The 24965-nt window shown below is 46.5% G+C and carries 28 protein-coding genes, 1 pseudogene and 1 riboswitch; of the genes and pseudogenes, 14 read left to right on the top strand and 15 right to left on the bottom strand.

Translation table 11 applies throughout. The features are described from left to right. Positions 1–38 precede the first annotated feature (38 nt). Complete coding sequence (locus CHRO_RS28005; protein WP_015162992.1) at positions 39–470, top strand: ArsR/SmtB family transcription factor; 432 nt, start codon at positions 39–41, stop codon at positions 468–470. Between the two features lie 95 nt (positions 471–565). Next, positions 566–1093 carry a hypothetical protein gene (locus CHRO_RS28000; RefSeq protein ID WP_015162991.1) on the top strand — a complete coding sequence of 176 codons (528 nt, stop codon included), beginning with the start codon at positions 566–568 and terminating at the stop codon, positions 1091–1093. Between the two features lie 224 nt (positions 1094–1317). Here the strand turns inward: CHRO_RS28000 and CHRO_RS27995 are convergent, their stop codons facing one another. Both CHRO_RS27995 and CHRO_RS27990 read right to left on the bottom strand, forming a co-directional pair. Continuing rightward, entirely contained in the window at positions 1318–1926 is a 609-nt protein-coding gene (locus tag CHRO_RS27995) for a GerMN domain-containing protein (protein ID WP_015162990.1), read from the bottom strand. 276 nt (positions 1927–2202) lie between these two features. Next, positions 2203–3000: a DUF305 domain-containing protein gene (locus CHRO_RS27990; protein ID WP_015162989.1), complete on the bottom strand. Its 798-nt coding sequence runs from the start codon at positions 2998–3000 to the stop codon at positions 2203–2205. A gap of 258 nt (positions 3001–3258) precedes the next feature. On the opposite strand from CHRO_RS27990, the gene CHRO_RS27985 reads away from it, so the two are divergent. Continuing rightward, on the top strand, positions 3259–3963 hold the full coding sequence (locus tag CHRO_RS27985; protein ID WP_015162988.1) for a glycoside hydrolase family 24 protein: 705 nt from the start codon (positions 3259–3261) through the stop codon (positions 3961–3963). A gap of 89 nt (positions 3964–4052) precedes the next feature. Beyond that, entirely contained in the window at positions 4053–4610 is a 558-nt protein-coding gene (locus tag CHRO_RS27980; RefSeq protein ID WP_245570598.1) for a DUF411 domain-containing protein, read from the top strand. A 98-nt stretch (positions 4611–4708) separates the two neighbouring features. Here the strand turns inward: CHRO_RS27980 and cysK are convergent. The 4 genes and pseudogenes from cysK to CHRO_RS27960 form a co-directional block, all read right to left on the bottom strand. After that, a pseudogene (gene cysK, locus CHRO_RS27975) lies at positions 4709–5667 on the bottom strand (cysteine synthase A). Positions 5668–5725: 58 nt separating this feature from the next. Beyond that, entirely contained in the window at positions 5726–6448 is a 723-nt protein-coding gene (locus tag CHRO_RS27970) for an MBL fold metallo-hydrolase (protein WP_015162986.1), read from the bottom strand. 173 nt (positions 6449–6621) lie between these two features. After that, the gene (locus CHRO_RS27965) at positions 6622–7548 is read right to left on the bottom strand and encodes a vitamin K epoxide reductase family protein (protein WP_015162985.1); all 927 of its coding nucleotides are present in this window, start codon (positions 7546–7548) and stop codon (positions 6622–6624) included. After that, positions 7545–9977, bottom strand: a complete 2433-nt coding sequence (locus CHRO_RS27960; protein ID WP_015162984.1) for a heavy metal translocating P-type ATPase — start codon at positions 9975–9977, stop codon at positions 7545–7547. The genes CHRO_RS27965 and CHRO_RS27960 overlap by 4 nt, the downstream gene beginning before the upstream one ends. 223 nt (positions 9978–10200) lie before the next feature. On the opposite strand from CHRO_RS27960, the gene CHRO_RS27955 reads away from it, so the two are divergent. Further along, positions 10201–10569: an ArsR/SmtB family transcription factor gene (locus tag CHRO_RS27955; RefSeq protein WP_015162983.1), complete on the top strand. Its 369-nt coding sequence runs from the start codon at positions 10201–10203 to the stop codon at positions 10567–10569. A gap of 68 nt (positions 10570–10637) precedes the next feature. Beyond that, positions 10638–10919, top strand: a complete 282-nt coding sequence (locus CHRO_RS30985; protein WP_071925506.1) for a cation efflux transmembrane domain-containing protein — start codon at positions 10638–10640, stop codon at positions 10917–10919. On the opposite strand, the gene CHRO_RS27950 is transcribed toward CHRO_RS30985, so the two are convergent. Beyond that, on the bottom strand, positions 10863–12050 hold the full coding sequence (locus CHRO_RS27950) for a hypothetical protein (protein ID WP_015162982.1): 1188 nt from the start codon (positions 12048–12050) through the stop codon (positions 10863–10865). The genes CHRO_RS30985 and CHRO_RS27950 overlap by 57 nt on opposite strands. Before the next feature lie 55 nt (positions 12051–12105). Beyond that, entirely contained in the window at positions 12106–12294 is a 189-nt protein-coding gene (locus CHRO_RS30980; RefSeq protein ID WP_015162981.1) for a hypothetical protein, read from the bottom strand. 20 nt (positions 12295–12314) lie between these two features. Then, a riboswitch (cobalamin riboswitch) is annotated at positions 12315–12465 on the bottom strand. 61 nt (positions 12466–12526) lie between these two features. On the opposite strand from CHRO_RS30980, the gene CHRO_RS27945 reads away from it, so the two are divergent. The 5 genes from CHRO_RS27945 to CHRO_RS27925 all read left to right on the top strand — a co-directional run bounded on the left by CHRO_RS27945 (position 12527) and on the right by CHRO_RS27925 (position 15854). Continuing rightward, positions 12527–12856: a YnfA family protein gene (locus CHRO_RS27945; RefSeq protein WP_015162980.1), complete on the top strand. Its 330-nt coding sequence runs from the start codon at positions 12527–12529 to the stop codon at positions 12854–12856. Between the two features lie 61 nt (positions 12857–12917). Next, positions 12918–13166 carry a hypothetical protein gene (locus CHRO_RS27940; RefSeq protein ID WP_015162979.1) on the top strand — a complete coding sequence of 83 codons (249 nt, stop codon included), beginning with the start codon at positions 12918–12920 and terminating at the stop codon, positions 13164–13166. Next, positions 13163–14269: a multicopper oxidase domain-containing protein gene (locus tag CHRO_RS27935; protein WP_015162978.1), complete on the top strand. Its 1107-nt coding sequence runs from the start codon at positions 13163–13165 to the stop codon at positions 14267–14269. Before CHRO_RS27940 ends, CHRO_RS27935 begins: the two co-directional genes overlap by 4 nt. Further along, a complete protein-coding gene (locus tag CHRO_RS27930) occupies positions 14266–15420 on the top strand; it encodes a ZIP family metal transporter (protein WP_015162977.1) in 1155 nt (384 codons plus the stop codon). The genes CHRO_RS27935 and CHRO_RS27930 overlap by 4 nt, the downstream gene beginning before the upstream one ends. Then, entirely contained in the window at positions 15420–15854 is a 435-nt protein-coding gene (locus tag CHRO_RS27925) for a QcrA and Rieske domain-containing protein (protein WP_015162976.1), read from the top strand. The genes CHRO_RS27930 and CHRO_RS27925 overlap by 1 nt, the downstream gene beginning before the upstream one ends. A 160-nt stretch (positions 15855–16014) precedes the next feature. Here CHRO_RS27925 and CHRO_RS27920 read toward each other — a convergent pair whose 3' ends face one another. The 4 genes from CHRO_RS27920 to CHRO_RS27905 form a co-directional block, all read right to left on the bottom strand. Beyond that, positions 16015–16746, bottom strand: coding sequence for a tetratricopeptide repeat protein (locus tag CHRO_RS27920; protein WP_015162975.1), 732 nt, complete (start codon positions 16744–16746; stop codon positions 16015–16017). 205 nt (positions 16747–16951) lie between these two features. Beyond that, positions 16952–18295, bottom strand: a complete 1344-nt coding sequence (locus CHRO_RS27915) for a mechanosensitive ion channel family protein (RefSeq protein WP_015162974.1) — start codon at positions 18293–18295, stop codon at positions 16952–16954. Between the two features lie 125 nt (positions 18296–18420). Continuing rightward, positions 18421–18774 carry a phage holin family protein gene (locus CHRO_RS27910; protein ID WP_015162973.1) on the bottom strand — a complete coding sequence of 118 codons (354 nt, stop codon included), beginning with the start codon at positions 18772–18774 and terminating at the stop codon, positions 18421–18423. Between the two features lie 101 nt (positions 18775–18875). Next, positions 18876–19595: a hypothetical protein gene (locus tag CHRO_RS27905; RefSeq protein WP_015162972.1), complete on the bottom strand. Its 720-nt coding sequence runs from the start codon at positions 19593–19595 to the stop codon at positions 18876–18878. A gap of 490 nt (positions 19596–20085) precedes the next feature. Between CHRO_RS27905 and CHRO_RS27900 the strand changes: the two genes are divergently transcribed. Beyond that, positions 20086–21162 carry an AI-2E family transporter gene (locus CHRO_RS27900; RefSeq protein ID WP_015162971.1) on the top strand — a complete coding sequence of 359 codons (1077 nt, stop codon included), beginning with the start codon at positions 20086–20088 and terminating at the stop codon, positions 21160–21162. Positions 21163–21185: 23 nt separating this feature from the next. Here CHRO_RS27900 and CHRO_RS27895 read toward each other — a convergent pair whose 3' ends face one another. From CHRO_RS27895 to tnpA, 3 genes are all read right to left on the bottom strand, one after another. Then, positions 21186–21872: a class I SAM-dependent methyltransferase gene (locus CHRO_RS27895; RefSeq protein ID WP_015162970.1), complete on the bottom strand. Its 687-nt coding sequence runs from the start codon at positions 21870–21872 to the stop codon at positions 21186–21188. A gap of 152 nt (positions 21873–22024) precedes the next feature. Next, entirely contained in the window at positions 22025–22357 is a 333-nt protein-coding gene (locus tag CHRO_RS27890) for a DUF3703 domain-containing protein (RefSeq protein ID WP_015162969.1), read from the bottom strand. A gap of 48 nt (positions 22358–22405) precedes the next feature. Beyond that, positions 22406–22801: an IS200/IS605 family transposase gene (tnpA, locus tag CHRO_RS27885; RefSeq protein WP_015162968.1), complete on the bottom strand. Its 396-nt coding sequence runs from the start codon at positions 22799–22801 to the stop codon at positions 22406–22408. A gap of 26 nt (positions 22802–22827) precedes the next feature. On the opposite strand from tnpA, the gene CHRO_RS27880 reads away from it, so the two are divergent. Next, the gene (locus tag CHRO_RS27880) at positions 22828–24033 is read left to right on the top strand and encodes an RNA-guided endonuclease TnpB family protein (protein WP_015162967.1); all 1206 of its coding nucleotides are present in this window, start codon (positions 22828–22830) and stop codon (positions 24031–24033) included. Between the two features lie 228 nt (positions 24034–24261). Next, positions 24262–24834 (top strand): hypothetical protein, encoded by a 573-nt coding sequence (locus CHRO_RS27875; RefSeq protein WP_015162966.1) that lies wholly within the window; start codon positions 24262–24264, stop codon positions 24832–24834. Positions 24835–24965: the final 131 nt, after the last annotated feature.

Genomic DNA, 24965 nt, shown 5'->3' with positions numbered 1-24965 from the left:
TTTAGATAATATGATGAGATCGCTCGCCATTGCTTTTAATGAACAAGCGTCAGAAAAAGCTAGAAGATAATCTACCTCTTAGTCCGGATGCACCGACCTGTGAAACTCATCCAGTGCATCTCATCGATCGCGTTAGCTCTTCAAAAACACAAATCTTACCCACAACAAAGGCACAGCAGATGGCAGAATTTTTTGCAGTGCTAGCAGATCCAAACCGTCTGCGCCTCCTATCTGCTCTTGCTTCTCAAGAGTTGTGCGTCTGCGACCTAGCGGCATTGACAAAAATGAGCCAATCGGCTGTTTCTCATCAACTGCGATTATTGAAAGTCATGCGTTTAGTCAGCTACCGCCGAGAAGGTCGAAACGTTTATTACAGCTTGGCAGATCGTCACATTATCGACCTGTATCGCTGTGCGGCAGAACACTTGGACGAATCAAATGAAAGAGGTCTCTTTGGGTCGCCACCCTGACTCTAGGTAGCCCAACTTCTTTAGTGTAGTGAAGTTTGACAGCTCGTCTTTTGACTTGGACAGTTGCTTCATGCAAGTAATGACAAAAAAATCCTATGCCACGTCGATTACATCTAGAACGAACTCTTGGTTGGACCCTGCTTTGCGCCTCACTCACTAGCCCAGCTTCTGCCCACAACATTAAGATATCTGGGGACGTGGCTGGTACTTGGCACGTTGAGCCTAATCACGCTCCCAAAGCTGGAGAACCTGCTAGAGCCTGGGTTGTACTGACCCGCAAGGGAGGACAAATTCTGCCGTTAGAGCAGGCTAATTGTCAAATGGCTGTTTACTCACAACCCCGCAAAGGGAATGACTCCCCCGTGCTACAGCCTACCGTCAAAGCGATTAACGCTGAAAAGTATCAGGGTATTCCTGGAGTGGATATCGTCTTTCCTAAAACTGGACTTTATCAACTGGAGTTAAGCTGCACGCCCAAAATTCAAGGTAGTTTCCAGCCGTTTCAGCTAAAGTATGATGTCACTGTTGCAGCGGGTACTACACCAATACCTAGCACTAAAACATCATTGGAGAACACCACAGGTAGTGCAATTACGCAGGCGAAAAAAAGTCAGCCAAACTAAAGCGCCCAAGAGCGGACGATTTTTGCAATTACGATTACAGCAGTCTCAGAATGGAGAACTTTGGGAATACTAGTACGCCGTAATATAAAGCATTAATTTTTTAAGCCTACTCTGCATATCGTACCTTATACTGACACATGAAGTTAGCTGAATTGAATTCCCTGCCTAAAAGCATTTGGGTACTAAAATCTCGAACTAACCTTGTGTGTGATTATAACTAGTGTTTATAGTGTAAAGTTTTCCTCAAAGCTTCGTCTGGTGAGCGGTTGCTCTAGTTCTAAACCTTCACCGCCCAAAACTTCCAACGGTTTGCCTTCTACTTCAATCCAGACCTTCGCCTTTGGATCTAAACTCGTGGCAGTATAAATAACTTGTGCCACACGCCCGATCGTAGCAGCACTACCACCGCCAGTAGTGAATTCTTCGGACAAATTGACGCGAACGCCATCTGGCTCAACTTTCACGTTCCGAAGTTTTGTTCTGGCTGGAATGGTAGTAGTTACCTCTCCCTTCTGAGGTCCCGCTAACAAACTGTTGAAAGCCGCTTTTAACATTGTACTGGGCTGGCGATCGGCAGTAGCTGCAATCGCTTCGGAAACCAACTCTTGGTTGCTACCAGTGTCCTTTAGCCAAAAAACTTGTGCCGTTTGCTCAACTTTCGGCTGTACAGATGGTGACGGCGACTGTTGCACTGTGTTGGGAGTAGTTGGTGATGTTGGAGATTTAGTAGAATGCCAAATCCACCAAGCAGTACCCCCTCCTGCTACCACTACTACTGCTGCAATCGCCGCGATTAAACCACTAAAACCACTACGAGCTGGTTGTTTTGACATATTGAACCCCCTCCTTGGGGCTGGGATATTTGTGTAAGAAGGAAAACTTTGATTAACTACAGTTGACAACCAGCTATTTTTTGAAGACTGGAAGATGCTTCTAGATGGAGGAACGCTATAACTTGTTATTTTGTGAATTCACATTCAATTGTAATATTCGTGTCGTTCACACAGAAGTCAGCTAACCTACTGGAATCTTGCTAATCTGGGGCAAAGAAAGTTTTGCGATCGCTACCAAACTTAATTTAGCGTTCGGGAATTTACTAAAGTATCAGCTCATGATGTTTGATACCACTTTTGATACCATTGCTGCATTTGGTCAATCTCAGCCGTTTGACTTTTGACGATCGCCTCAGCTAGCTGACGAATTTCAGGGCGTTGGCTATGAGTCAGTACCATTTGAGCCATCATCACACCCATCTGGTGATGGGGAATCATTTGCTGAATAAACTCTCGGTCGAAGTCAGGTGCATTTTGCAGGGCATACATATTTGTACCCATCCATCTAGCACCCATCATGCAACAACCGCCGCCAGATCCCCTACCACGGTCATCCCAGCCTCGGTGCATACCCATACCCATCCCAGAATTCCAGTCAGGTTGAGTATTGCCTTGCTGCTGGCGATTCCGGTGATGCCAACCCCAGCCCATACCTTGTCTCCAAGCAGGGACATCAGTGCCATACCACTGCTTGTACCAAGTTTGCATTTGCTGAATTTCTTTGTTTTGTGTGGTTTTAATCACTGCGGCTAGTTTTTTCAGTTCGGGATGCTTTGCTCGGCTCAAAGCTAGATCTGCCATCGCCACAGCCCCTTCATGATGCGGAATCATCATCACGATAAAGTGTCGCTCGGACTGACCCATCATTCTCGATCTGGAAGGAACTGGGGTGGTGTTGCCTGGAGGGGTAGCTTGAGAGATACTTCTTGACGGCGTGCGATCGGTCTTGGTTATACCTGTAATGGTATTTGGAATTGCGGCTTGCGGGAGTGCTTGGGTAGCGGCGAGCATCAACATAGTGACGCTGCTCGCGAGCAAACCTGTAAAACTGTAGAGAGTTAGTTTTTTGTTCATGGTTACACCTCATTTCCATACAAGGGAAACAAAGCCTTCCCAGCAATTAGCCGATGTCAGAAAGGTTTCGTGAAGCCAGTGGGAAAATGGTAGTTTTATCTTAAATGTTAGACAAAAAGGTTGAGGAAATTGTGAGCAACAAGAGATTTCTGTTATGATGGCTGGGATTGACGCGATCGCATTCAGAATAGAGATGACTGAATATAAATTATTCCGCTCTGAAACTGGAACAATTTCCGATTATTTAGCTCTAAGAAAATGCAAAAATCTTTCAGTCACAAGCCAAACAACTTCAGACAACCTAAAAAGTCGGGATGGGGGTTGAGATTTCTGATTTTAGGAGTGCTAGCGTTACCGATTCTCATTTGGAATGGACGCAGAGAACAGCAATTTCCTTCTGAAAAAAATCCTTTTGGCTACTTACCACAACTAGCTATGTCGGGAGGCGATCCTTATGTTCGGGCATTAATGCGGACGATATCTGCCAGCGAGTCAAATGCTGAAGATCCCTACGTTTTGCTGTACGGTGGAGACCACTTTCACAATTTCAATCGACATCCTAACGTTTGCGTAAAAATCGCTAGGGGTCCAAATCGGAGAAAATGCTCTACGGCTGCGGGTCGCTATCAATTTCTCGCCTCGACTTGGTTAGAAAAAGCTCGTAAATATCACCCTCACCCTCATGGATCTACTGGTTTAAGCATATATAGCTTTGAGCCTAAATACCAGGATAAAGTTACCTACAAATGGCTGAAAGATCGTCGGATTTGGGGTACGGATATTGCGTTTTTATTGAGAGAAGGACGAGTCGATGAAGTCCTAAAGATGTTATCTGGCACTTGGACAAGCTTGGGGTACGGAATTGAAGATAACTGGGTAACTCCTCATTTAGCAAAAATTTATCAGCAAGTTCTTGCCGAGGAATTGTTACGAGTCCAAAGTTCGGGCGATCGCGCTCGGTAGATTTGTCAAAGAGATTCGACTTAAATTTATATAGCAAAGCTAAAAACTAACTGTTATTTGTGAGGCTTTAAATGAAACACAAACAATCTATGAAAATACAAACATGGTTGCGCCCGATTGCGATCGGTGCTGCGATTGGAATCGTGATGGTGACTTATCCAGCAGTCGCGCAGAACTTGGGAGACAATTCTTTACTAGGTACTCCTTTAGGGCGATCGGTAAGTGTCGATTGGAGTGTCAACAAAGAACAGACAAAACTATCTGCAACACCAAAGATGGTTGTATATCGCAGTCCATCCTGCGGCTGTTGTGGTGGGTGGGTTGACTATATGAAAAAACAAGGTTTTCCAACACAAGTTATACTCACATCCGATATAGAAGCAGTAAAACAAAAGTATAGCGTCCCCGATCGCCTTGCATCTTGCCATACGGCAGTCGTCAATGGTTACGTGATTGAAGGACACGTACCAGTTAATGATGTGAAACGCCTGCTGCAAGAAAAGCCAAATGTTGTTGGTATATCCGTTCCCGATATGCCTGTAGGCACTCCTGGAATGGAGATGGGAGACCGTAAAGACCCGTTTACCGTGTTTTCCTTCGATCGCCAGGGCAAATCTAAAGTCTTTAACAAGTATCCATCTTCCTGAAGCGGATTTCTGCCAAAATAAGCTGCTGTGAGAATGTAACTTCGCTTAAGCCTTTTGGCAGAGATAGGAGATTGTTTGCGATTGACACAAACAATTAGTTACACGATAGCAGGTACTCGTGGCTCTAAATCTTGAAACAATGGCGTACTCAAGTAGCGTTCGCCAAAGCTGTGCTGAATCATGACAATCAATTTTCCTTTGTTCTGAGATCGCTGAGCTACGCGGATTGCCGCACATAAAGCTGCACCAGAGGAGATGCCAGAGAGTAGACCTTCTTCTTTTGCCAATCGCCGACCGTAAGCGATCGCTTCCTCATCAGTCACGCTTATGACTTCATCGAGCAAGTCCACTCGGAGGACTTGGGGAATAAATCCAGCACCAATGCCCTGAATTTTGTGCGCTCCTGGTTGTCCTCCCAATAAGACTGGGCTGTTAGCAGGTTCAACAGCGATCGCTTGAAAACTTGGTTTGCGTGCTTTAATTACCTCTGCCACACCAGTAATTGTTCCACCAGTGCCAATTCCAGCCACTATCATATCTACTTGCCCATCTGTATCTGACCAGATTTCCTCTGCTGTTGTCTCTCGGTGAATCTGCACGTTGGCTGGGTTGCGAAACTGTTGCAGCATAAGGCATTGGGAGTTGTGTTAACTATTGCCTGCGCTCGCGCAATTGCACCGTTCATGCCTTCATATCCTGGTGTAAGTTCGAGTGCGGCTCCATAAGCCCGCAGCATTGCTCGTCGTTCATTGCTCATTGTATCTGGCATCGTCAGAATTAGCCGATACCCTTTGGCAGCCGCCGCCATTGCTAAGGCAATTCCAGTATTTCCAGAAGTGGGTTCGACTAAAGTTGTCTTTTCTGGACTAATTAGACCCTCTTGCTCTGCCGCATCAATCATGCTCACACCAATTCGATCTTTGACTGAGGCAGAAGGGTTCATACTTTCTAGTTTTACCGCAATTTGCGCTACACACCTCTCGGTTGTCGGAATGTTGTTTAATTGCACTAGGGGAGTACGACCGATTAATTCTGTAATGTCTTTGGCAATCCGCATGGCTTTAATTGATTGTTAGTTGTCAAAAGAATGATGAATGGTTAAATTTTCAGCTTCTTTAATGTTGAGTACGAGAAGCTAGCGTTTGAGGGGAAGCTAAGTTACCGCAATGCTCGTTAGCAGGAATCGCTTCCATCATCTTTTGCGGCTCAGGTAGCTCTAAGTTGGTCATTAGTTTGATGAAGCTAGCGCGATCTCGTCCGGCAAACCGAGGATTCCATCGTCTTTCTTCCCCAATTGTAGACACTGTATATCCTCGGTAGTCATGAGCAGGGTATACCAGGGTTTCATCTGGCAGCGTAAATAGCCGCTGTGACACTGAATCGAATAGAACTGCTGCGTCACCGCCTTGAAAATCAGTGCGACCACAGCCTCGGATAAACAGAGCATCTCCTGTCAGCACGCGGTCGTTATTGACTCGGTAAGCCATATGACTATCAGTGTGACCAGGAGTGGCGATCGCTTGGATAGAAATACTTCCAAGCAGCAGCATTTCTCCATCTCGAATCAACCGATCGGCACACACTGCCTGTGCCTTTTCTGGCAATACTCCCAAGCTCCCCATCAACTCCCGTAGTTTGGCAGTTCCAGTGATATGGTCGGCGTGGATATGGGTTTCTAAACAATAACACAGCTTAAAGCCAAGCTCCTGAAGCAGATTGCGATCGCGCTCTACTTGTTCCAAAACTGGATCGACTAGCACAGCTTCTTGTGTTTTGGGGTCAGCAATCAAGTAGGTATATGTTTTGGATTCAAGATCGAACAATTGCCGAAAAAACATATCTAGCCCTCCTAGAACGTCTAATGCTGTGACTTCAAGCAAGTTCTACTGGGGCGGAGATAGCAGAAAGCTAAGTGCAACTGCTTTCTCTCGCCCAAAGATCTGTTTTTTATCAGCTACACCAGCATCTTAATAGATGAGACAGGTTACTTATTCGGTTGAGGACTAACTGTCTAATGCCCTGCTTGAGGCGCGTTTTGGAAATTACGCGCTCCCTGATAATTCAACAAATCTGCCAGTTCTTGCAGCGTCTTTTCTCCAGTATATTTTTGTCCATTGATTTCCCAGGTGGGGAATCCCTCAATTCCCGCTGCCTGACATGCCTGTGGTTGCGCGTTTTGCCCCTGGGGATGGCATTCCACGTAGTTCAACTGCTGGGCGGCTTCTGCACCAAACAGGTGCTTTTGGTTCTGACAGTGGGGACAGGTGAACGCCCCGTACATCTTGGCTCCCGTTTGCTTAAGATGCTGCGCCAAAGCGATTTCGGCTGCACCAGAGGATGAGGAGATTGTATAACCACCCGCTTGGGCAGCGACATGCGGATTGTTCGCGTTAGCGTAAATGCCGAGTGTAGCAACCAGTGTAATCATACTAACAATTGTCCCAGTAAAAAACAGTTGCCCAACTTCTTCCCAATCCCGCCCAATAATGGACAGGATGAACAGGCTGGTTGACAACAATGCTGACCCAACACAGTAAATACAGACTGCTTTAATTACAAATGCAATTAGGTACATCAGATAGCCACTGAAGATCGTCATGGCGGTTGCCCCCGCGAACAGCAGTAGCCCAGTCCAGCGTTCTAAATTAGTGCGGAGTGCCTTTTGTTCAGAAGAGTTAACTAGCAAAGGGGCGATCGCAAAAACGACCATGCTGGCATAAGCAAGGAAACCAAACAGCGCCAGGGGCAACCCAAACACAGTCGCATAGGGACTGGAGAGAACGACATCACATCCTCCAGTTGGGCAAGCAGTAGGATCTCCAGTAAGTTTGGTAATCGTAAGATAGGCGGTGACTGCTGCCCCGATTGTGGCAATTCCTGCCATGAGAGGGCGCGACCAACGATGAATCCAGGGAATAGAGTGTTTACTAGTTATCATGAAACTTCGCTAATTCGCGTATTAAACAATCGCATGGCATTGAGCGTTACGAACAGGGAAGATCCCATATCTTCTAGCACGGCTACTGGCAAACCAATTATCCCTAGAGTTCCCAAGAGGATAAACGTGCCATTCAAGACAAGCGCCAAGACAATACTTTGCTTGATGACTGACAGGGTGCGTTGGCTGAGTTTAATCGCATAAGCCAACCGTCGCAGGTCTCCACTTGTGAGTACAACATCAGCCGTTTCAAGAGTAACGTCGATGTTACCCACTGCAAAACTGACATCGGCGGCTGCCAGAGCGGGAGTATCGTTGATGCCATCTCCAACCATACCTACCACTCCAGCACGGCGAAGTTTATAGATTGCCTGGAGTTTATCTTCGGGTAGTAATTGAGCTTGATATTCATCAATGCCAACCTGTTGAGCAATCTGTCTAGCTACGGGAGAGCGATCGCCTGTCAGCATGACCAGGCGTTTCAACCCAATTCGTTTCAACGCTCGAACTGCTTCTGTGGATTCCAGACGCAAACCATCTGCTAGAGCGATCGCACCGATTAAGTCTTGGCGAGTCCCGACTAACACGGGAGTTTGTCCCTGTGATTCCATCTCGGCTAATAAGGATTGAGCTGCTGCTGATAGTGAAATTTCTTGCTCAGTAAACAATCGACGATTGCCGACAAAGTAAATAGACTGTCTAAACTTTGCCCAAACTCCTTTACCAGGGACAGCAGTAAAGGATTCTGGCGACTCCAGTTCCATTCCCTTGGCTTTTGCTTGTGCCACGATCGCCTTTGCCAACGGATGCTCCGATTGTTGTTCTAAAGAGGCGGCAATCAGTAGCACGGTATCTGCACTCATTTCCCCTAAGGTATAAACCTCTTGCACAACAGGTATTCCTTGAGTAATCGTGCCAGTTTTATCAAAGGCAAGGGTTGTCAATCGTCCGGCTGTCTCCAGTGCATTGCCGCCTTTGAATAACACCCCTTTTCGGGTTGCCGCCCCAATTGCACTCACGAGAGAAACGGGGGTAGCAATTACTAGAGCGCAAGGGCAAGCAATGACGATTAATACTAATGCTTTGTAGAACCAAACGTTAAACGGTTGAGCAAAGAACAATGGAGGAATAAATGCCATCCCTGCGGCAAGAGTCAGGATAATTGGCGTGTAAATGGTAGAAAAACGGTCAACCCACTGCTGAATCGGAGCGCGGCTCTCTTGAGCTGATTCCACGAGATGAATGATGCGGGAGACTGTTGTGTCTTTTACGGAGTGGGTTACCTGAACTTCCAAAAAGCCAGTAGAGTTCAGCGTGCCTGCGAAGACGCGATCGCCCTTCTCTTTATCTTCCGGAATTGCTTCCCCTGTGATGGGTGACTGATCGACTGCACTCATTCCAGACATCACGACACCATCTAACGCAATGCGTTGTCCTGGTCGAATAGTCAGGATTTCGCCTACCCCAATTGTTTCAACAGGAACTGTCACTTCCTGTCCGTTCCGCTTGACTGTAGCAGTAGGTGGAGTTAAATCCATCAAATCGCGAATGGCATTGCGAGTCCGACTGAGGGTGAATGTCTGTAACGTTGTTCCCAAGGTAAACAAGACGATGACTAGTGCACCTTGGAACCAATAGTTCAGGATTGCAGCTCCAATTGCGGCAAGCGTCATCAGCAAGTTCATGTCAGCTCGACGCAGTTTCAGGGAGATCCAGGCAGCTCGCGCGATCGGTAAGAGGGCAACAATCAAGCTGATGGCATAGAAGCTTTGAGCAACCCAATCTGGTGAGAATACCCGTTCGACGATCGCTCCCAGCACCAAGCCAATGCTACTGAAAAGGACGGTCTGTCCCCTTCGCGTCCTCAGCCAGAACTGCCAACCTGTCAAGTCGGATTTTGGCGATCGCCGAGCAGCTGTTGACTGGTGAGGTGGCATAGCATCAGAGCCAGTGCCAGTATCTCCTACATTCGCGCTCGTCACGTCCTCGACGGTATAACCCAAAGCAGTAACTCGATCGAGAATTGTCGATTCGCTAACCTGAATCGGGTCATACGATACTTCTAGCCGTTCGGTTGCAAAACTGACTGAAACTTCAGAAATCCCTGGCAGTTTCTGGAGACTAGCTTCAATAGTCTTGGCACATCCGCCACAATCCATTCCACTAATCTTGGCTTGAAGCGTTTTGCCCCGATTGGCTGGAACGATGTCAGCGGTGTAGCCTAAAGCAGTAATGCGATCGCGAATGGCAGCTTCATTCACGAGCTTAGGATCGAAAGACACATTTAATCGCCCTGTCGCAAAACTCATGGATACCTCAGTCACTCCAGGCAGCAGCTGCAAACTTGCTCGAATGGTTTTGGCACAACCACCACAATCCATACCGCCAATCTGCGCTTGTAGGATTTTGATAGAGGGAGTAGATGTCATCTTAGGTGATTTGCTCGAAGATAGGGTTTGATTATGGAAAGCTTTTCCGACCGTTCGATCGCTGATTCCAAGCTAAATACGCCAAAGCAGATCGGCTTCCAGACGTAATTATCAGCATATTATCACTTACTGATATGTCAGTCTATCATTAGAGAGAGTTACTTGGATAAGATCGGCAAAATATTATTAGTGGCTGATAAGCTGATATTTTAGAACTATACTAATGCCAATGATTGCTCAAGCTAATAAAGTTGATTTGAAAGCCAAGCTCTTTCGCGGTTTTTCCGACTCCTCGCGTCTATCCATCCTCAATGCGTTGCGTGTCGAACCCTTAACTGTCAACGATATTGTTGAAGCTACAGGACTAAACCAATCTAATGTTTCTAACCATCTTTCCTGTCTGCGCTGTTGCGATCTGGTTATCCGCTCTCAGCGAGGACGTTACGTATACTATCAACTGGCTGATGCACGAGTAGCCAAGTTTCTAGACTTGGCAGATGAACTGCTAGCGGACGTGGCGAAGGGTGTCTACGAATGCACGCACTACGATCTGCCAAAAGAGATTAAAAATGGCAAATGCAATAACCATTGAAGTTGCTACCAGTCAAATCGAACGTGCCAAAACGTGCCAGCTGCTAAGTCTAGCGCACGAGGACAGGATTGCTTGGTGTCTTTGCTGATGCTGCTAGTTCTGTGGGCGTGATGCTAGCCGCTTTAGCCATTTACTACTTGAACTGGCTCTGGGCAGATGCATCTGCAAGTTTACTCGTTGCTTGCTTGCTCAGTCTCGGTGCTGTCCCCCTCGCTCAAGACAGCTTAGAGATTCTGATGGAATACGCTCCCCGCTGCATTGATGTAGTTAAGGTTGAAGCTATCTTAAGAGAGCTAAAGCTTTCGATCGGTATCCATCCTCCTGAGTCCCCACCTGTACTTTTGTCTTAGTCCTATAACTAGACCAATGGCAATAATGCTAGCAAACAAAGCGAGTGTAGTTAATCGTGCCGATAAAGGCGGTGCTACTCCTTCAACTTCGATTTCTCTTTTTACCCGAAAAGGATGAAATTTGCGAATTGCATTGGAATGAGGAGCAACTTCCACTTCAACTTTATGGGGTGCGCCATCAAAAAACTGCTGCTGCCAAGTCAGTTTTCCAGTAGCATCTGGGATACCTTGATAGGCAAAGACTACCCATTCATGCTCGAGTTGGGTGGTTTTAACATTCAAAATCACATCCGTTGCTGGCTGATGGGTTTGGGTATCGATCGCCTCAGCTTGCAAGTTAGCAATCTTGCCAACAGTGGTGTTGGTATCCCCTAATAATCGCAGCTCAAGACCCTGAGATTGCACGACCGCCCTAGATCCCGCTTGTGGTTTGCCTTGAACTGTATGGGACGTTGACACCCCAGATTCAGCGAGTTCGGCGCTAATATTGACGATTAACAAAGCAGCGATCGCGATCGCGACTGCCCCACTTAACAGCAGCCGGACTCGCTGTGGTGCTATCTCACCCGCTGGGATGGATTGTTTCCCGCCGATTATCCAACCACCCACTAATCCAACTGCAAACAAGATGGCGACAAGAAAACCAAAGTTACGATACTTCACCCAGTTTTCAGACACAGATAAAGTCAGAGTTTTCTGAATGGGGATAAAGGTATGAGTAGCGTTTGGGGTGACAGCGACTCGCAGTTGGTACGTCCCTCGAATCGGTAGCATTTGCTGAACGTTCAATTCTCCCTTGGGAGCAACAGCCTTTATATCCAGAAGCTTTGTTCCTTCTACTTTGGGAAAATCTGTTGTCACCCAAGGATTTTGCGGTGGAGCGAGAATTTGTAGATGTATTCTGGCATTTTCTATTGGTTTATCCGACTCATCCACTGCTTCTAAAATCAACTGTACGGGCAATTGCCGACTTGCTGCCTCGGCTTCAAAAGGTAAAATCTTGCTGAGTGTGGGCTTAGTCGTCAGTCGCACGACTGGTTGTACCGTCTGGGATAATCCCGTGCGAGCGCCAAAAACGATTCCCATCAGACAAATAGTGCTGATGAGCGCAGACGAATGGAATTTTAACATTGTTGCTCTTGAACTTTTACCCGATCGAGAAAGCTAAATCCTGTGCTTAGCGTTCCTAGTGACAACTCACGAGCCAAGTATGATGGCGCAGAGAATGCACTTTGTCGTGAGCTACTGGATAGGTAGTGAAGTAAATCGTCCAAAGCGACAGAGCGCAGAGCGAGATATAGAGCGTTGCCTGCACGGGAACTGACAGAGTGAAGCGTGCTGCTTGAGATCGAAAAGCAATTGAACGAGCCGTCATCGTGTACCTCGCAGATGAGTTAAGGGTATGAAAAGTCTCGGCGGGCATCCTGGCTGGGAGTACGAGTGAAATACTCCTTCACAGTTGCGGGACAGCGTTGGACTTGCACCAAACTTTCCCCGTTACCTCTAGTGGCTGCTCCCCACCAGAGCCGACTTATAATTCAGACTTTATCGCAGTTTGTGCAGTTGCACTAACCTATGAGCAACAGTTTTACATTTGTTAATTCTTCATGGAAATTATTAAATCTGCAATTTACTTTGTGTTAGCTGGGTTGTGCGAAATTGGCGGCGGATATTTGATGTGGTTGTGGCTGCGCCAAGGCAGAAGTTTCTGGTTTGCCATCGCTGGGGCATTGCTGCTAGCTGTTTATGGTGTCATTCCCACGCTACAGCCAGCTAGCTTTGGTCGCGTCTATGCCGCATATGGTGGTGTTTTCGTAGTTCTCTCGCTGTTTTGGGGATGGCAGGTGGACGGGACTACTCCAGATAAGTTCGACTACTTCGGTGCATGGCTGACACTTTTGGGCGTACTGGTGATGATGTACGCGCCTAGAGGCTGATATTTTTGGCAAAAAGATCGAAAATATGAGAAGAATATGAAAATAATCGTTGGTTAAATGAATGGTTACGTCAGAAAATTGCTCCAGCCTGCCTGAAGTTCGCCGAAGTATCAAAATTCCTCAGAGTAGTGGTTTTTGGCGCAAGCTGTTTGCCTATGCAAGACCAGAGTATCTCGTTTCTGTAGGAGATCCGAACCTTGGCGACTGGGACACCAACGTAGCTAAGATCGCTGAATTTGGCTGCACCTTCACGACAAGCGGGCGATATTTCCCTGAAACCTCAAGCAAAACAGGAGGGTTTCAAGCATGAAACCTAATCTGACTCGGCGATCGCTCATAGGAGCGGGATTTCTTGGTGCCGGAACTTTTTTTAGCAAGCTCTTGCCAGCAACTGCTGCTACTGAAGCCCAGAAAGTTGAGTCTCCTACCTATGCCGCTCACAATAACACGGCTGTAGAGCATTCAGTTTCCAAACACGGCGGTAGTCTGACTGTGGGTGATGTCGATGATGCCCGCAACGGCTTTAATCCCCGTGAAATGTTAACAGACTGGGATACGGGTAAAGTTTCAAAACTGCCCGACGGTCGGACGCTGCGGGAATATGAAATTTTTGTCGAAGAACGGTTAATTGAAATTGCCCCCAAGGTTTCCTATCCAGCTTGGACTTATAACGGGCGCGTTCCAGGACCAACTTTGCGGGTAACGGAAGGCGATCGCGTGCGGATTCGCTTCTCCAATCGAGGCACTCACCCCCATACCATCCATTTCCACGGCATCCACTCTGCTCGAATGGATGGAGTTCCTGGTACTCTCGAAGCCAAGGCTGGACAAGAAGTGGTCTACGAGTTTGACGCTAAACCCTTTGGTTGTCACCTATATCACTGTCACTCAGTGCCGTTCAAGCGGCATTTGCATAAAGGACTCTACGGCGCTTTCATTATCGATCCCGATCCAAAACGGCATCCAGAAGCCGAAAAAGTTGCTTCCTCCCGACTTCTAGGTAGCTCGGAAAATGCCAAATGGCAAGAATTCCTCATGGTGATGAATGCCTTCGACACCAACTTTGATGAGGAAAACGAATTCTACGCCATTAATACCATTCCCCACGAATTCATGAAACGACCCATCCGCATCGAACGCGATCGCCCGGTGCGGGTTTATTTAGTGAATGTCATCGAGTTCGATCCGCTCAACTCCTTCCATCTACACGCCAACTTTTTCGACTTCTACGACCACGGTACAACCCTAACACCAACCCAACGTACCATCGATACCGTGATGATGGTGCAAGCACAACGAGGGATTTTGGAGTTCTCGTTCCAAGATTTTGAGCCTGGAACTTATATGTTCCACGCCCACCAGTCGGAATTCTTGGAACTGGGTTGGATGAGTGCTTTTGAGGTGGTGGCATGAAAAGAGCATGGTTGTGGGTAATTCTGCCGTTGGTACTACTGATAGCTTTGATTGGAATCTTTCTGACAATCAATCCCCTCGGTCCCTTGGGAGTCTCAGCCCCTCCGATTGAAAATTTGACTGTGGAACGGACGGTGTTGGACGATCGAGGCATTTCCCTATTGGTAAGGGCTGGCGGTTCCGAACCAATGCAGATTGCCCAGATTCAGATAGATGGGGCTTACTGGGAGTTCAGCCAAAACCCGACAGGAACGCTGTCTAGATTGGCAACAGCTTGGATTAACTTGCCTTATCCTTGGGTTCAAGACGAAACCCATCACATCAAATTAATTACCAATACGGGACTGAGCTTTGAACACGAAATTGCGGTAGCTGTGCCAACACCGCAATTTTCTCTCACCCGTGTTTTGGCATATGCCCTACTAGGTTTGTATGTAGGCATCGTACCTGTGGGACTGGGAATGCTATTTTATCCATCTCTGAAAGCTTTGGGTGGACAGGGGATTAAGTTCTTATTGGCTTTGACAATCGGGATGCTAGCTTTTCTGCTAGTGGATACAATCGAAGAAGGGCTGGAACTAGCCAGTAAAGCAGCTAGCGCCTTTTCAGGTAACGCCTTAGTTTGGTTGGTTACAGCTGCTTCTTTCCTAGCCATTTTCACTCTAGGCAGGCGCGGTGGCAAAGCACCGGAAGGAACTGCTTTAGCTACTTACTTAGCTTTCAGCATTGGTCTGCACAATTTGGGGGAAGGGCTGGCGATTGGTGCTGCCTTTGCCATCGGTGAAGCAGCACTTGGCTCGTTGCTAGTTATCGGGTTTACCTTGCATAACATCACTGAAGGCATTGGCATTGCCGCACCGTTGGTCGAGTTGCGACCCAAATTTCCGACTTTTCTGGGATTAACTGCCTTAGCTGGTCTACCCGCAGTTTTAGGAACGTGGATGGGAGCCTTTGCCTTCTCTCCCCTTTGGGCAGCAATGTTTCTGGGAATTGGAGCGGGAGCCATTGTGCAAGTTATGGTAGAAGTTGGCTCGTACTTGGCACGGACAGCACGCAAAACGGGCGGAACGTGGCTTTCTAGAGTTAGCTTTGCCGGATTCAGTTTAGGACTGGCAGTTATGTACGCAACAGCATTATTCGTCAATTTCTAATGATGAAGCGCCGAAGTTTTCTGACGTGGATGGGTTTGGGTTGGCTAGCCAGCGTGTTACCCGTGGCAATCGCTGCTTGCACGAGTCAATTTAAGCGCCTTGAATCTAGACCCCGACCTGACGGCTTTCAAGCAATTGGTACTGTGGCGGAGCTAGAGCCATTTCCTGGCACAATTCAAGTGCAAGTGGATTCTACTCCGGTCATAGCGATTCGTCACCCTTCGCAGCCAGAAGTGTTGGTAGCTCTCAATCCTACTTGCCCTCATGCTGGTTGCAAGGTGGACTGGCAGAAGGATAATAGCAAGTTTGTTTGCCCCTGTCATGGATCTGAGTTTGACCCTAGTGGCAAGGTCATTAGAGGTCCGGCTGCTAGGAATTTGATCGCTTACCCAGCCAAAGCTGAAAACCAAAGTATTTTAGTGAAGCTGGGTTAGAAAAATTGGTGAATCCTCTATTACTGAAGGTTTTGGCTTGGTCTGTCGCTACGGTATATAGTCAGCTTGAACGTTTGGCTGCTGCTGCAAACTTTTCTCGGCTGGCTGAAGTTCTAGGACAAAAACTTCGGATCTTCTACTTCTGCCTTAGCTTCAGGATTTATGGCTGCACGGTAGGTTTGGCAGTTGGTGACTGTTGCATTGTTTGCAGAAAAGTCAACGCTTGTTGGTGGGCAGGTTCATTTCCTTGAGCCGAAAAAATCTGTGCGGCTTGTTGTAAATCGGCGATCGCTCCCGATCTATCTCCCAAATGATAGCGGACAGTGCCACGATTACCATAAGCCTCAGCCATGTCAGGTTGGAGTCGAATTGCTCGATCGTAATCAGCGATCGCAGCTTGGGCATTTCCTATTCCTGAATGTGCCAGTCCTCGATTGTAGTAAGCATCGGCAAAATTGACATCGTATCGTAGAGCCGCGTTAAAATCTGTTATTGCTTCTGAAAAATTGCCCCTTTGGGCTAATACAGTTCCCCGTTTGTTGTAAGCATCGGCATGATGGGGATTGATTCGCAGTGCCGAGTTAAAGTCTGCCATTGCTGCTTTGTAATTTCCGAGTTCGGCACGGACAAAACCTCGGTTGCAGTATGCTTCAATAAAACTGGGATTCAACCGCACGACTCCATCGAAGTCTTCAATTGCGCCTTGGAAGTCTCCTCGTTCGGTCTTTTCCACCCCCCGATTAAATAACTCCTGAAAGTTTGTCACAGGTGCAGATGACGATGAAGGCAGACTGGGTTTTACGGTAGATGCTGCACGAACGGCGGGAGTTAGTCCGCCCAAGGCAGTAGCTATTCCCAGGATGGCGATCGCTCTGTGAATAATGTTGTTCATGAATTGGCTCCATAGCTAGAGAACAACCTCAGATTCGTCAAAGAGCATTTCCTGCTAAATGGGTTAGTTCCAATTAAAACTACGCCAAGCAAGGAAAATACGATGTAGATTGACTCAAAATCGGACTTGAATTCGTCGTTGGCGATCGAGCGTTTACATTTAGCATAACAAGAGACAGCGAATGAGTCAGCACCTTTAACTCTTGCTATTTTGAGCTTGACTTTCCTCTATTTAATGCAGTCTGCCAGCTGTCAACATGGCGTGGTACGAGAATGCGGACATCGGGATCGGGCAACCCAATCCCTGCTTGTTTCAAAGCACCAACGATCGCAATTCTAACTGCTGAAGTCGTAGCCACGAAATCAGAACGTCGCGAGTCAGTCCAAAAACGCACTTCAACTACAACATCATCCTGTCCTAGCTCTCGTATCCGCACGGAAACTCTTGGTTCTGCCAGCACTCCCGCAGCACTCTGGGCTGCATCTGCGACAACATTCACAACTTTTTGTAAGTCGCTATCGTAGCCGATAAATAATTCCACGCTGCTGCGGCGGACGGGAGCAGCTGTATTGTTGATAATGCGAGAAGTAAATACTTCTGCATTCGGTACGAGGACTACGCGCCCGTCATAGGTACGTAACTGAGTTGCCCGCAATTCAATCCGCTCGACATTTCCCTCAGTTTCACCCACAACAATTTGGTCGCCTAACTCAAACGGGCGTAGAATCAAAATTAAAATCCCGCTGACGAAATTAGACAGGATATCTTTGAGAGCAAAACCTAAAGCCAGTCCAGTTAACCCTAACCCAGTGGCAACGGTGCGCGGGTCAAAACCAAAGGCATCCAGCGCCACAATTACACCTAAAGTCCAAACAGCGTAGTATGCCACCTGCTTAATCAGGTTCTCTACAGTTAGATCTTCCACAATATGACGGAAGATAATTCGCATCAACCAGCGTATAGTGGTAGCGACCGCCCAAAATAAGCCAATTACCAACAAAGATGCGATCGCACGCGGCACGATCGCGATCGCGGATTCTAGCAGTCGCCCAAAGGCAGTAGCAACTGATGCCTGGACTTCAGCCACAAATCGTCCCCACGGGGAAAGCCGCCGCCCACTCGCTTGCTTCAGGGCAGCATTAATTGCTTGCGACCATTGAGTTGCTAGAGCATCAACATTCGTTAAGTTATCCTGAGCATCGGCTGGAGTGACGGTGACTACAGGTACTCCAGCAATTGTGATGACGCGCTCAGTCCGATTTGTTCTGGTTGTCTCAATTCGAGGTGCGGCGATCGCCTCTGGATTCTCTAGTAACCTATTCATCCGTCGCTCGATTTGTCGCGCCCTTGCTTCGGCATCGTTATTCTGTACTGCACTGACGCGAAATACCGAGCGACCATCTAGGCGTACAGTCACTCGCTCGTCTTGCGCTCCTACCGAACTAGGAATAATTGTTGTCGTCAGGATAGCAAACAGTAGTAACCAACTTGCGGCAGTTCGTGCCATCTGGTGTTGACGGCTCGCGATCGCTCTCCTGTTTTTGGGCATGACAAATCCATTCTTCTTCTCAATAAATAAAGCGTGGCTGCACAATTGTCGTCACGCTTGAGTCAGAAATAGTCATGCTAATTTGCTAACTTTTGTCCCCTTGCTGCGGCTCAGAATACTCAAACTCACAGTCTCAATGTTGCTAGCAGATTGAAAAGAAGAGAGTTAATCAGACTTAAAGCAATAGAGCCGAGTAAGGCACTCCAAATTCCCCAACGTAACCGAAATCCAGTGACGAGAGCAGCGGCTAGACCAAAAATAATTGCATTCAAGACAAACAGAAATAGACCCAAGGTTAAAAAAATCAAGGGAAAGGTAAAAAATCCTAAAATCGGTCGCAACAGAGCGTTCAAAACTCCAAAGACTGCGGCGGAAATTGCGGCTTTGCCAAAACTGTCAATTTCTACCCCTAGTGGTAGCCGCGCAATAATTAAAAAGCTGATGGTTGTGACTAACCAGGTAATGAGGATTCCAAGCATGATAATTATCGGGATTGGCGATCGCGTACAACATTCAGAATCCTGAAATTCAGAATTCTGAATGTTGTACTTATTCTAGTTTCTGCTGGCGAACTCCGAACCTAGAATCCAGCAAAGTTGTAGCCAACACCAATCGCTAACCCGACGCTGGTATCGTCAAAGAAACCCACATTTACACCAGCGTTGGCTGTAATTTGTCTGGCTACGGGTACGTCAACACCTGCTGTTAACATCGGACCGACATCGCTGTTGTCGCCCGTAGCAATTGCTAAGCCACCTCCAACGTAAGGTGAGAAAGCAGATATTTCTTCTGTTTCTGCTCCGGTAGGCTGTAAATTGAAGTCATAAGTAACTGGAATCAGAATTGCCGTGCTATCACCAATGATTACTGATGGACGAGCGGAGATAGCATTGGTCAATCCTACTTTACTGAGAACTGTAAAGTTGCCCAAACCTAAAGCTGTTTCACCACCACCTAAACCGATGTTACCGCCGATGCCGATATAGCTAGAACCTCCACGAGTGGCTCGACCTGGTTCGACATCTCCACGCTGAGGTTGAGCGGGTGTCGTTTCCGGTGTTGTAGTAGGAGCCGATGGTTCAGTAGTTGGGTAAGTAGGCTCGGTTGTAGGAGCCGATGGTTCAGTCGATGGATAGTTTGGTTGGTTAGTCGGCGCTGACGGCTCGGTAGGTGGATATGTCGGTTGAGTTGATGGGTAAGTCGGTTGAGTTTGAGCTTGAGCAGACAGTCCACTTGCTACTACTGTTAAAGTAGCAAGACCTAAGACTACAGAAGTCTGCTGGAGAAATTTAGCGTTCATGGTCGTTCCTTTATCAATTTAGTCGCAAGAACTGTCTCAGAACTAAGCTATCGAGAATAATGCTTGTTAAAAATATGTATGTGAAGGATTATTTACTGACACATTTACTGAATAATTGCTAGCAAAAGATCGGCAAATTAATCCTTTAGATAGAGGTAGAAAATTAGTGCTATTGTCAGCTTAACTGGCATCAACAGATGAACTCGAAGCATTCAGCTTTTGAAACAAGATTAAATTTTCTTAAGAAGTTAAATACTAGAAATTAAATACTATCAATCGGCGATCTCCTTTTCTAAAACATCATTTGTTTAAAGAAAAAATTATTTGCGTTACTCTTTTTTCTGCTAAAGAGAAAGAAAAATCGATGCTAAAAGGCTCGATTTAATCCCTAAGAAGGATGAATTGATTTCAGTCGATTGAATAGTCTAACCACATCGTACAGACAAGCTGAGAGTCTTTGCTCCAGCAGGAGCAGCAAGAGGAAAGTAAGGTGAGTTTAGGACAATCGATTGGCTTAGTCGGTTTTATTGTCTCTCTGTATATCTTGTGGCAAATTCGGCTAGTCGTCTTGCTGATATTCACATCTGTAGTGTTAGCAACAGCGATCGACCGACTCGTGCGGCTGTTGCAGCGACTTCACCTGAAACGAGGTATTGCGATCGCCCTCTCAATAACGTTGTTACTTGCCCTCCTCGTTGGCTTTTTTGTGGTCGTCGTGCCGCCTTTTGTCGAGCAATTGCAACAATTGGTCGATCGCGTCCCTCAAGGGATAGAACAGTTACGCGGTTGGGCAACCTGGTTGCAAGATCTAATTCCAGAGCAAGTGGTAGAAGATCTACGCGGCTTGAGAGGATTTACTCAACAACTACAATCTTTTGCAACTCGTCTATTCGGTAATTTCTTCACTCTGTTTTCTAATTCACTGGGAATTATTCTCAACTCATTGCTGGTGCTAGTTTTAACTATCATGCTCCTAGCCAATCCAGCGCCCTATCGCCAGGGCTTTATCCTGCTATTTCCTTCTTTTTACCGTCGCCGCGTCGAAGACATTCTGCAACAGTGCGAATTTGCTTTGGGAGGCTGGGTTACAGGCATCCTGTTTAATATGTTTGTCATCGCTGCTTTGAGCTGGATTGGTTTGTTACTTTTGCAAGTCCCTTTATCTTTTGCCAATGCCATTCTCGCAGGTCTGTTAACATTTATCCCTAATCTCGGTCCCACCCTGAGCATTATCCCACCGATGGCATTAGCTTTAATAGATGCACCTTGGAAAGCGTTAGCTGTGCTGGGACTGTATGTTGCAATTCAACAGATTGAGAGCAACGTGCTGACACCTATAGTGATGCAGAAACAGGTTTCGTTACTACCAGCAATCACCCTGGCATCTCAAGTCATTTTTGCCAGCTTCTTTGGTTTCTTGGGTTTACTGCTGGCTCTACCGCTACTAGTTGTAACTCAGGTTTGGGTAAAGGAGCTTTTGGTTAAGGATGTGCTGAATAACTGGCAGAGAAATGAATCGAGTAATTCTCGGCTAGCTCCAGTAAGAAAAAGCGATTCGGTTAAATGAAGACTATTTCATTTTCTGCGTAGTTACGACTTTTTGAATCCCACACAAGCAATACTCGTCCAACGCGATAGCCCAAAAGTGCAGGGATAGCAGCGAATATCTGACAATCCTGCTTCAGCCATCAGATGAGTTAGTTCCTTGGGACTAATACAACCATTTCCCCAATGCCATTGAATGCACCACCCCAGTAAACCTGGACGAGTGACGGTGAGGACGAGCGGTGCGTTTGGACGCAACACCCTAACCATTTCTTTGAGTCCTCTAGTGGGGTTTGCTAAGTGTTCTAGCATATGGGCGCTCAGAACTAAGTCAAAGGTGTTGTCATCAAATGGAAGGCGATCGACATCGCTTTGGTAAACATGGCAATCTATTCCTGCTTCAACTAACAACTGGTTTGCCTTTGCCAACATCTCTAGGGAAATGTCCACGCCTGTAACGTGTAATTTGGGACTCACGGTTTTAGCTAGAGCCAGACTGAAATCGGCAGTACCGATGCCGCAATCGCACACAGTCGAGCGATCGTGCAGATGAGCTAGCACGCCTGAGTCTTGCAGGGATTGACATAATTTCGCGTAGGCACGGCTATAACCCAGCCATTGCAGGTGACGATGCCAGCATGGAGCGGCTGTATTATACATCCGAGTCAGTTGCTCGGTAGTGGGATAAACTCGCCCAATCGAGATTTGCCAGTACCCAACCGTCCATTCCATCGCTCGAATCCTAACTGCTACTTTAGCTTCACTGTCGCTCTATAGCAGCAATAGATCTCTAGTCAAATGAATAGTTGGAGGACGATCGCCAGGATAGTTTTGGCGATCGCAACGTCAAAGAAAAGGGGCTAATATAGCGCCCCTATTTGGATTTATTGTTCTAGTATTTGCAGCAAATCGTTGGGAATCGACATGCGCTCGGAGTCACTGATGTTAACTCTGCCATCTCGAAGATATCGCTTGCGTCCAAACAACAAAGTGAGTGGAATAGCTAACACAGTCGGGGTCAGTTGTCCGGCTATTTCCTTTAGATCTCTTTGTCTCCAGGCTAATTTCAGCATTTCCCAATGAGCGATCGCGTGCGGTAAAGGATAAGCTTGACCGAGAATGTGCGCTCTTTGCAATGCCGTCCATGCATCTGCCAAATTTCCAGTTTCAACGGCAGCCCGCGCTTTACAGAAAAGGACGGGAGCAAGAAAGCCAATAGGCTTTTAGCCGTTGGATGAATTGCGACTCGGCACATTTATGTGCCGTCAATTTTTGCCCTGAGCAGCAATGTATTTTTCTATGGTACTACTAGATACATTGCCTGCTGTAGAGACAAAATAGCTAGTTGTCCACATACTGGGCATCTTTTTTAGGTGAGGAAATTCTTTTCTGAGTAGATAAGAAGAAGAACCTTTAATTCGGTGCATAATCTGCTTAGGTGCAAGGTCAGGAGGACAGTTCAAGAATAAATGAATATGTTCTGGTTCTACGGCTAGACTCACCACATTGCATCCTAATTCTGTCGCCTTTTCATATATCAACTCTGTCACTCGTTTTTTCACGTCATCTACTAATACCTTGCGGCGGCGACGAGGTATCCAGATAAAATGATAGTTAATCAGGGATACGGTTGTATTTGTACGTCTATAGGATTGACTCATAGACATGATTGTACTATACTTTTCTCATGCAAGTAACCCGTACCCTAAAACTTAAATTCCACCGTCTCAACGTCGTCAAAGCGTCAATGTTTGCCGAAACGACTATTGCTTGTACTGAACTTGCGAACGAATTGTTAAAGATGCCAATAAAAGAAAGGAAGAAATTAACAACTGCGAAAGTTGTAACTTCTTTAAAATCAGCTTTAGCAAATCAAGTTATCCGGCAAGTATCGGGAGACGCAGGCAAAAGAACTAAAGAATTTAAGCTGTTGCCACCAGAGATTAATTATCAAAACTGGCAATTATTCAAAAAAGGTGAAACCTATTCAGTGTCTTTCCCTACTTTGCAGGGAGTTAAGCGAGTACCAATTGAAGTTAAGTCTAATCACTGGCAATCTCTAATAGACAGATTGTTGTCAGGCGACAAGACAATCTCAAAAGGTACGCTAAAACTCTACTCTAAAAAAGGGAAGTGGTACGCATTAGTTAGTTGTCAAGTGGAAGTTCCAGACAAGAATTCTAATAATAGAATAGGTGTAGATAGGGGTCAAAATTTGCTAGCAACAGCCGTTCCCAAGCAAGGTTTTGGACTGTTGTTTTCAGGAAAGCAAGTTAAGCATCGCCGTCGCCAGTTCCAAAAACGTAGGCAGCTACTTCAAAAATCTAAAAAGTATCGAGCAGCCAAGAAATTAGAGCAGAAAGAAAATCGGTGGATGAGAGCAGTTAACCATACTATCTCTCGCCGGATTGTTAACTTTGCTGATAGTAGAGATGCAGACTTGGTACTAGAGGATTTGAGTGGTTGCCGAGAAACAATGAAGCAGTCTAAGAAATCCCGTGCAGATAATGGCGAATCTCGTCATGCTTGGGCGTACTATGATTTACAAACTAAATTGGAATACAAGCAAACCATCAACGGCAGACGAGTACACTATCGCCCACCGCACTATACTTCCAAGACTTCTTCCGTTAATGGGATTATTGGTACTAGGAACGATAACTGGTTTAAATGCACTTCTGGAGCAACACTGCAAAGTGATTTTAACGCAGGCAGGAATCTTGCTATCTGGGATTATCGGTCATGCCCGATAGATTCTAGAAAAGCTGAGTCTGTAATGGATTCAGCCAATATGTCGGGTGGGGTCATTGGCAGTCCCCCGAACTTGATGAATGCAGTTCAAGGGAGAGCAGAGCATGTTCAGCTATCTCTGTTCGATTGTACCTCGTACTGAGCTAGACGCAAGAATCCAACGTTTTTAGCGTAGCGGAAACGTTGGAGTGTCAAGTATTTCTGTTTCAAAGTGCTGGCGCACAATTGCTTTCATAATTTCTCCTCCTCTTTAGCGTTCTAATTCCCATGTTGCGCTCTCATTACCATTACCCTACTAGCCAAAAGGATAGCTAAGAGGATAGTTTATTAGGCAGAGTTTTGTCTTTTGCTCGACTACTGAGGGGGTGTCATGCAAACAAGATTTATACTTGTTGTCAGCTCTTTGCTATTACTTCCAGTTGCGGGCGCTGGTATTTTTGCCCATTTGAGTGTAGCAAGCCAAACACATAAATCGCCGTATGTGAATGAATTATCTAGCCCGATTCGCGGGTTAAGTACGCGAGAAGTTGACGATCTGTTGAATGGGCGTGGTGCGGGGTTCGCACGTATAGCGGAGCTGAATGACTATCCTGGACCAAGGCACGTCCTCGATCTTAAAGGACAACTCAATCTTTCTGCTAAGCAAACTCAGCAAGTGCAAGCCGCGTTTGAAAAGATGAATGTAGAAGCTAAGCGATTGGGACGAGAGATTGTAGATCGGGAGCAGCGTTTGAGTATCGCTTTTGCTGACAAAACCATTGCACCAGCAAAGTTACAAACCCAAACCGAAGCACTAGCAATGCTGTACGGTAAATTACGCCAAACACATTTGCAAGCTCATTTAGAGATTACTCCTCTACTCTCACCCAAGCAGATCGCTACCTACAATATGCTACGGGGCTACACTGATGGTAAGACACCGATAAGGCACCACGGCAACTGATGTTGTCTTACCGTATACTGGCTATCTGCGATCGAGATTCAGAGTGCGCCAATTTTGGAAGTTGAGGATAAGCAATATGACTGAAATTTCAGTTTATTGAACTACGCTATTGTTTCGACTTAATACTGTTT

Source organism: Chroococcidiopsis thermalis PCC 7203 (assembly GCF_000317125.1).
In the GTDB taxonomy this organism is placed as follows: Bacteria; Cyanobacteriota; Cyanobacteriia; order Cyanobacteriales; family Chroococcidiopsidaceae; genus Chroococcidiopsis; species Chroococcidiopsis thermalis.
The sequence above is the reverse complement of the archived record's forward strand: the minus strand, read 5'-3'. Positions and strand labels throughout refer to the sequence as shown.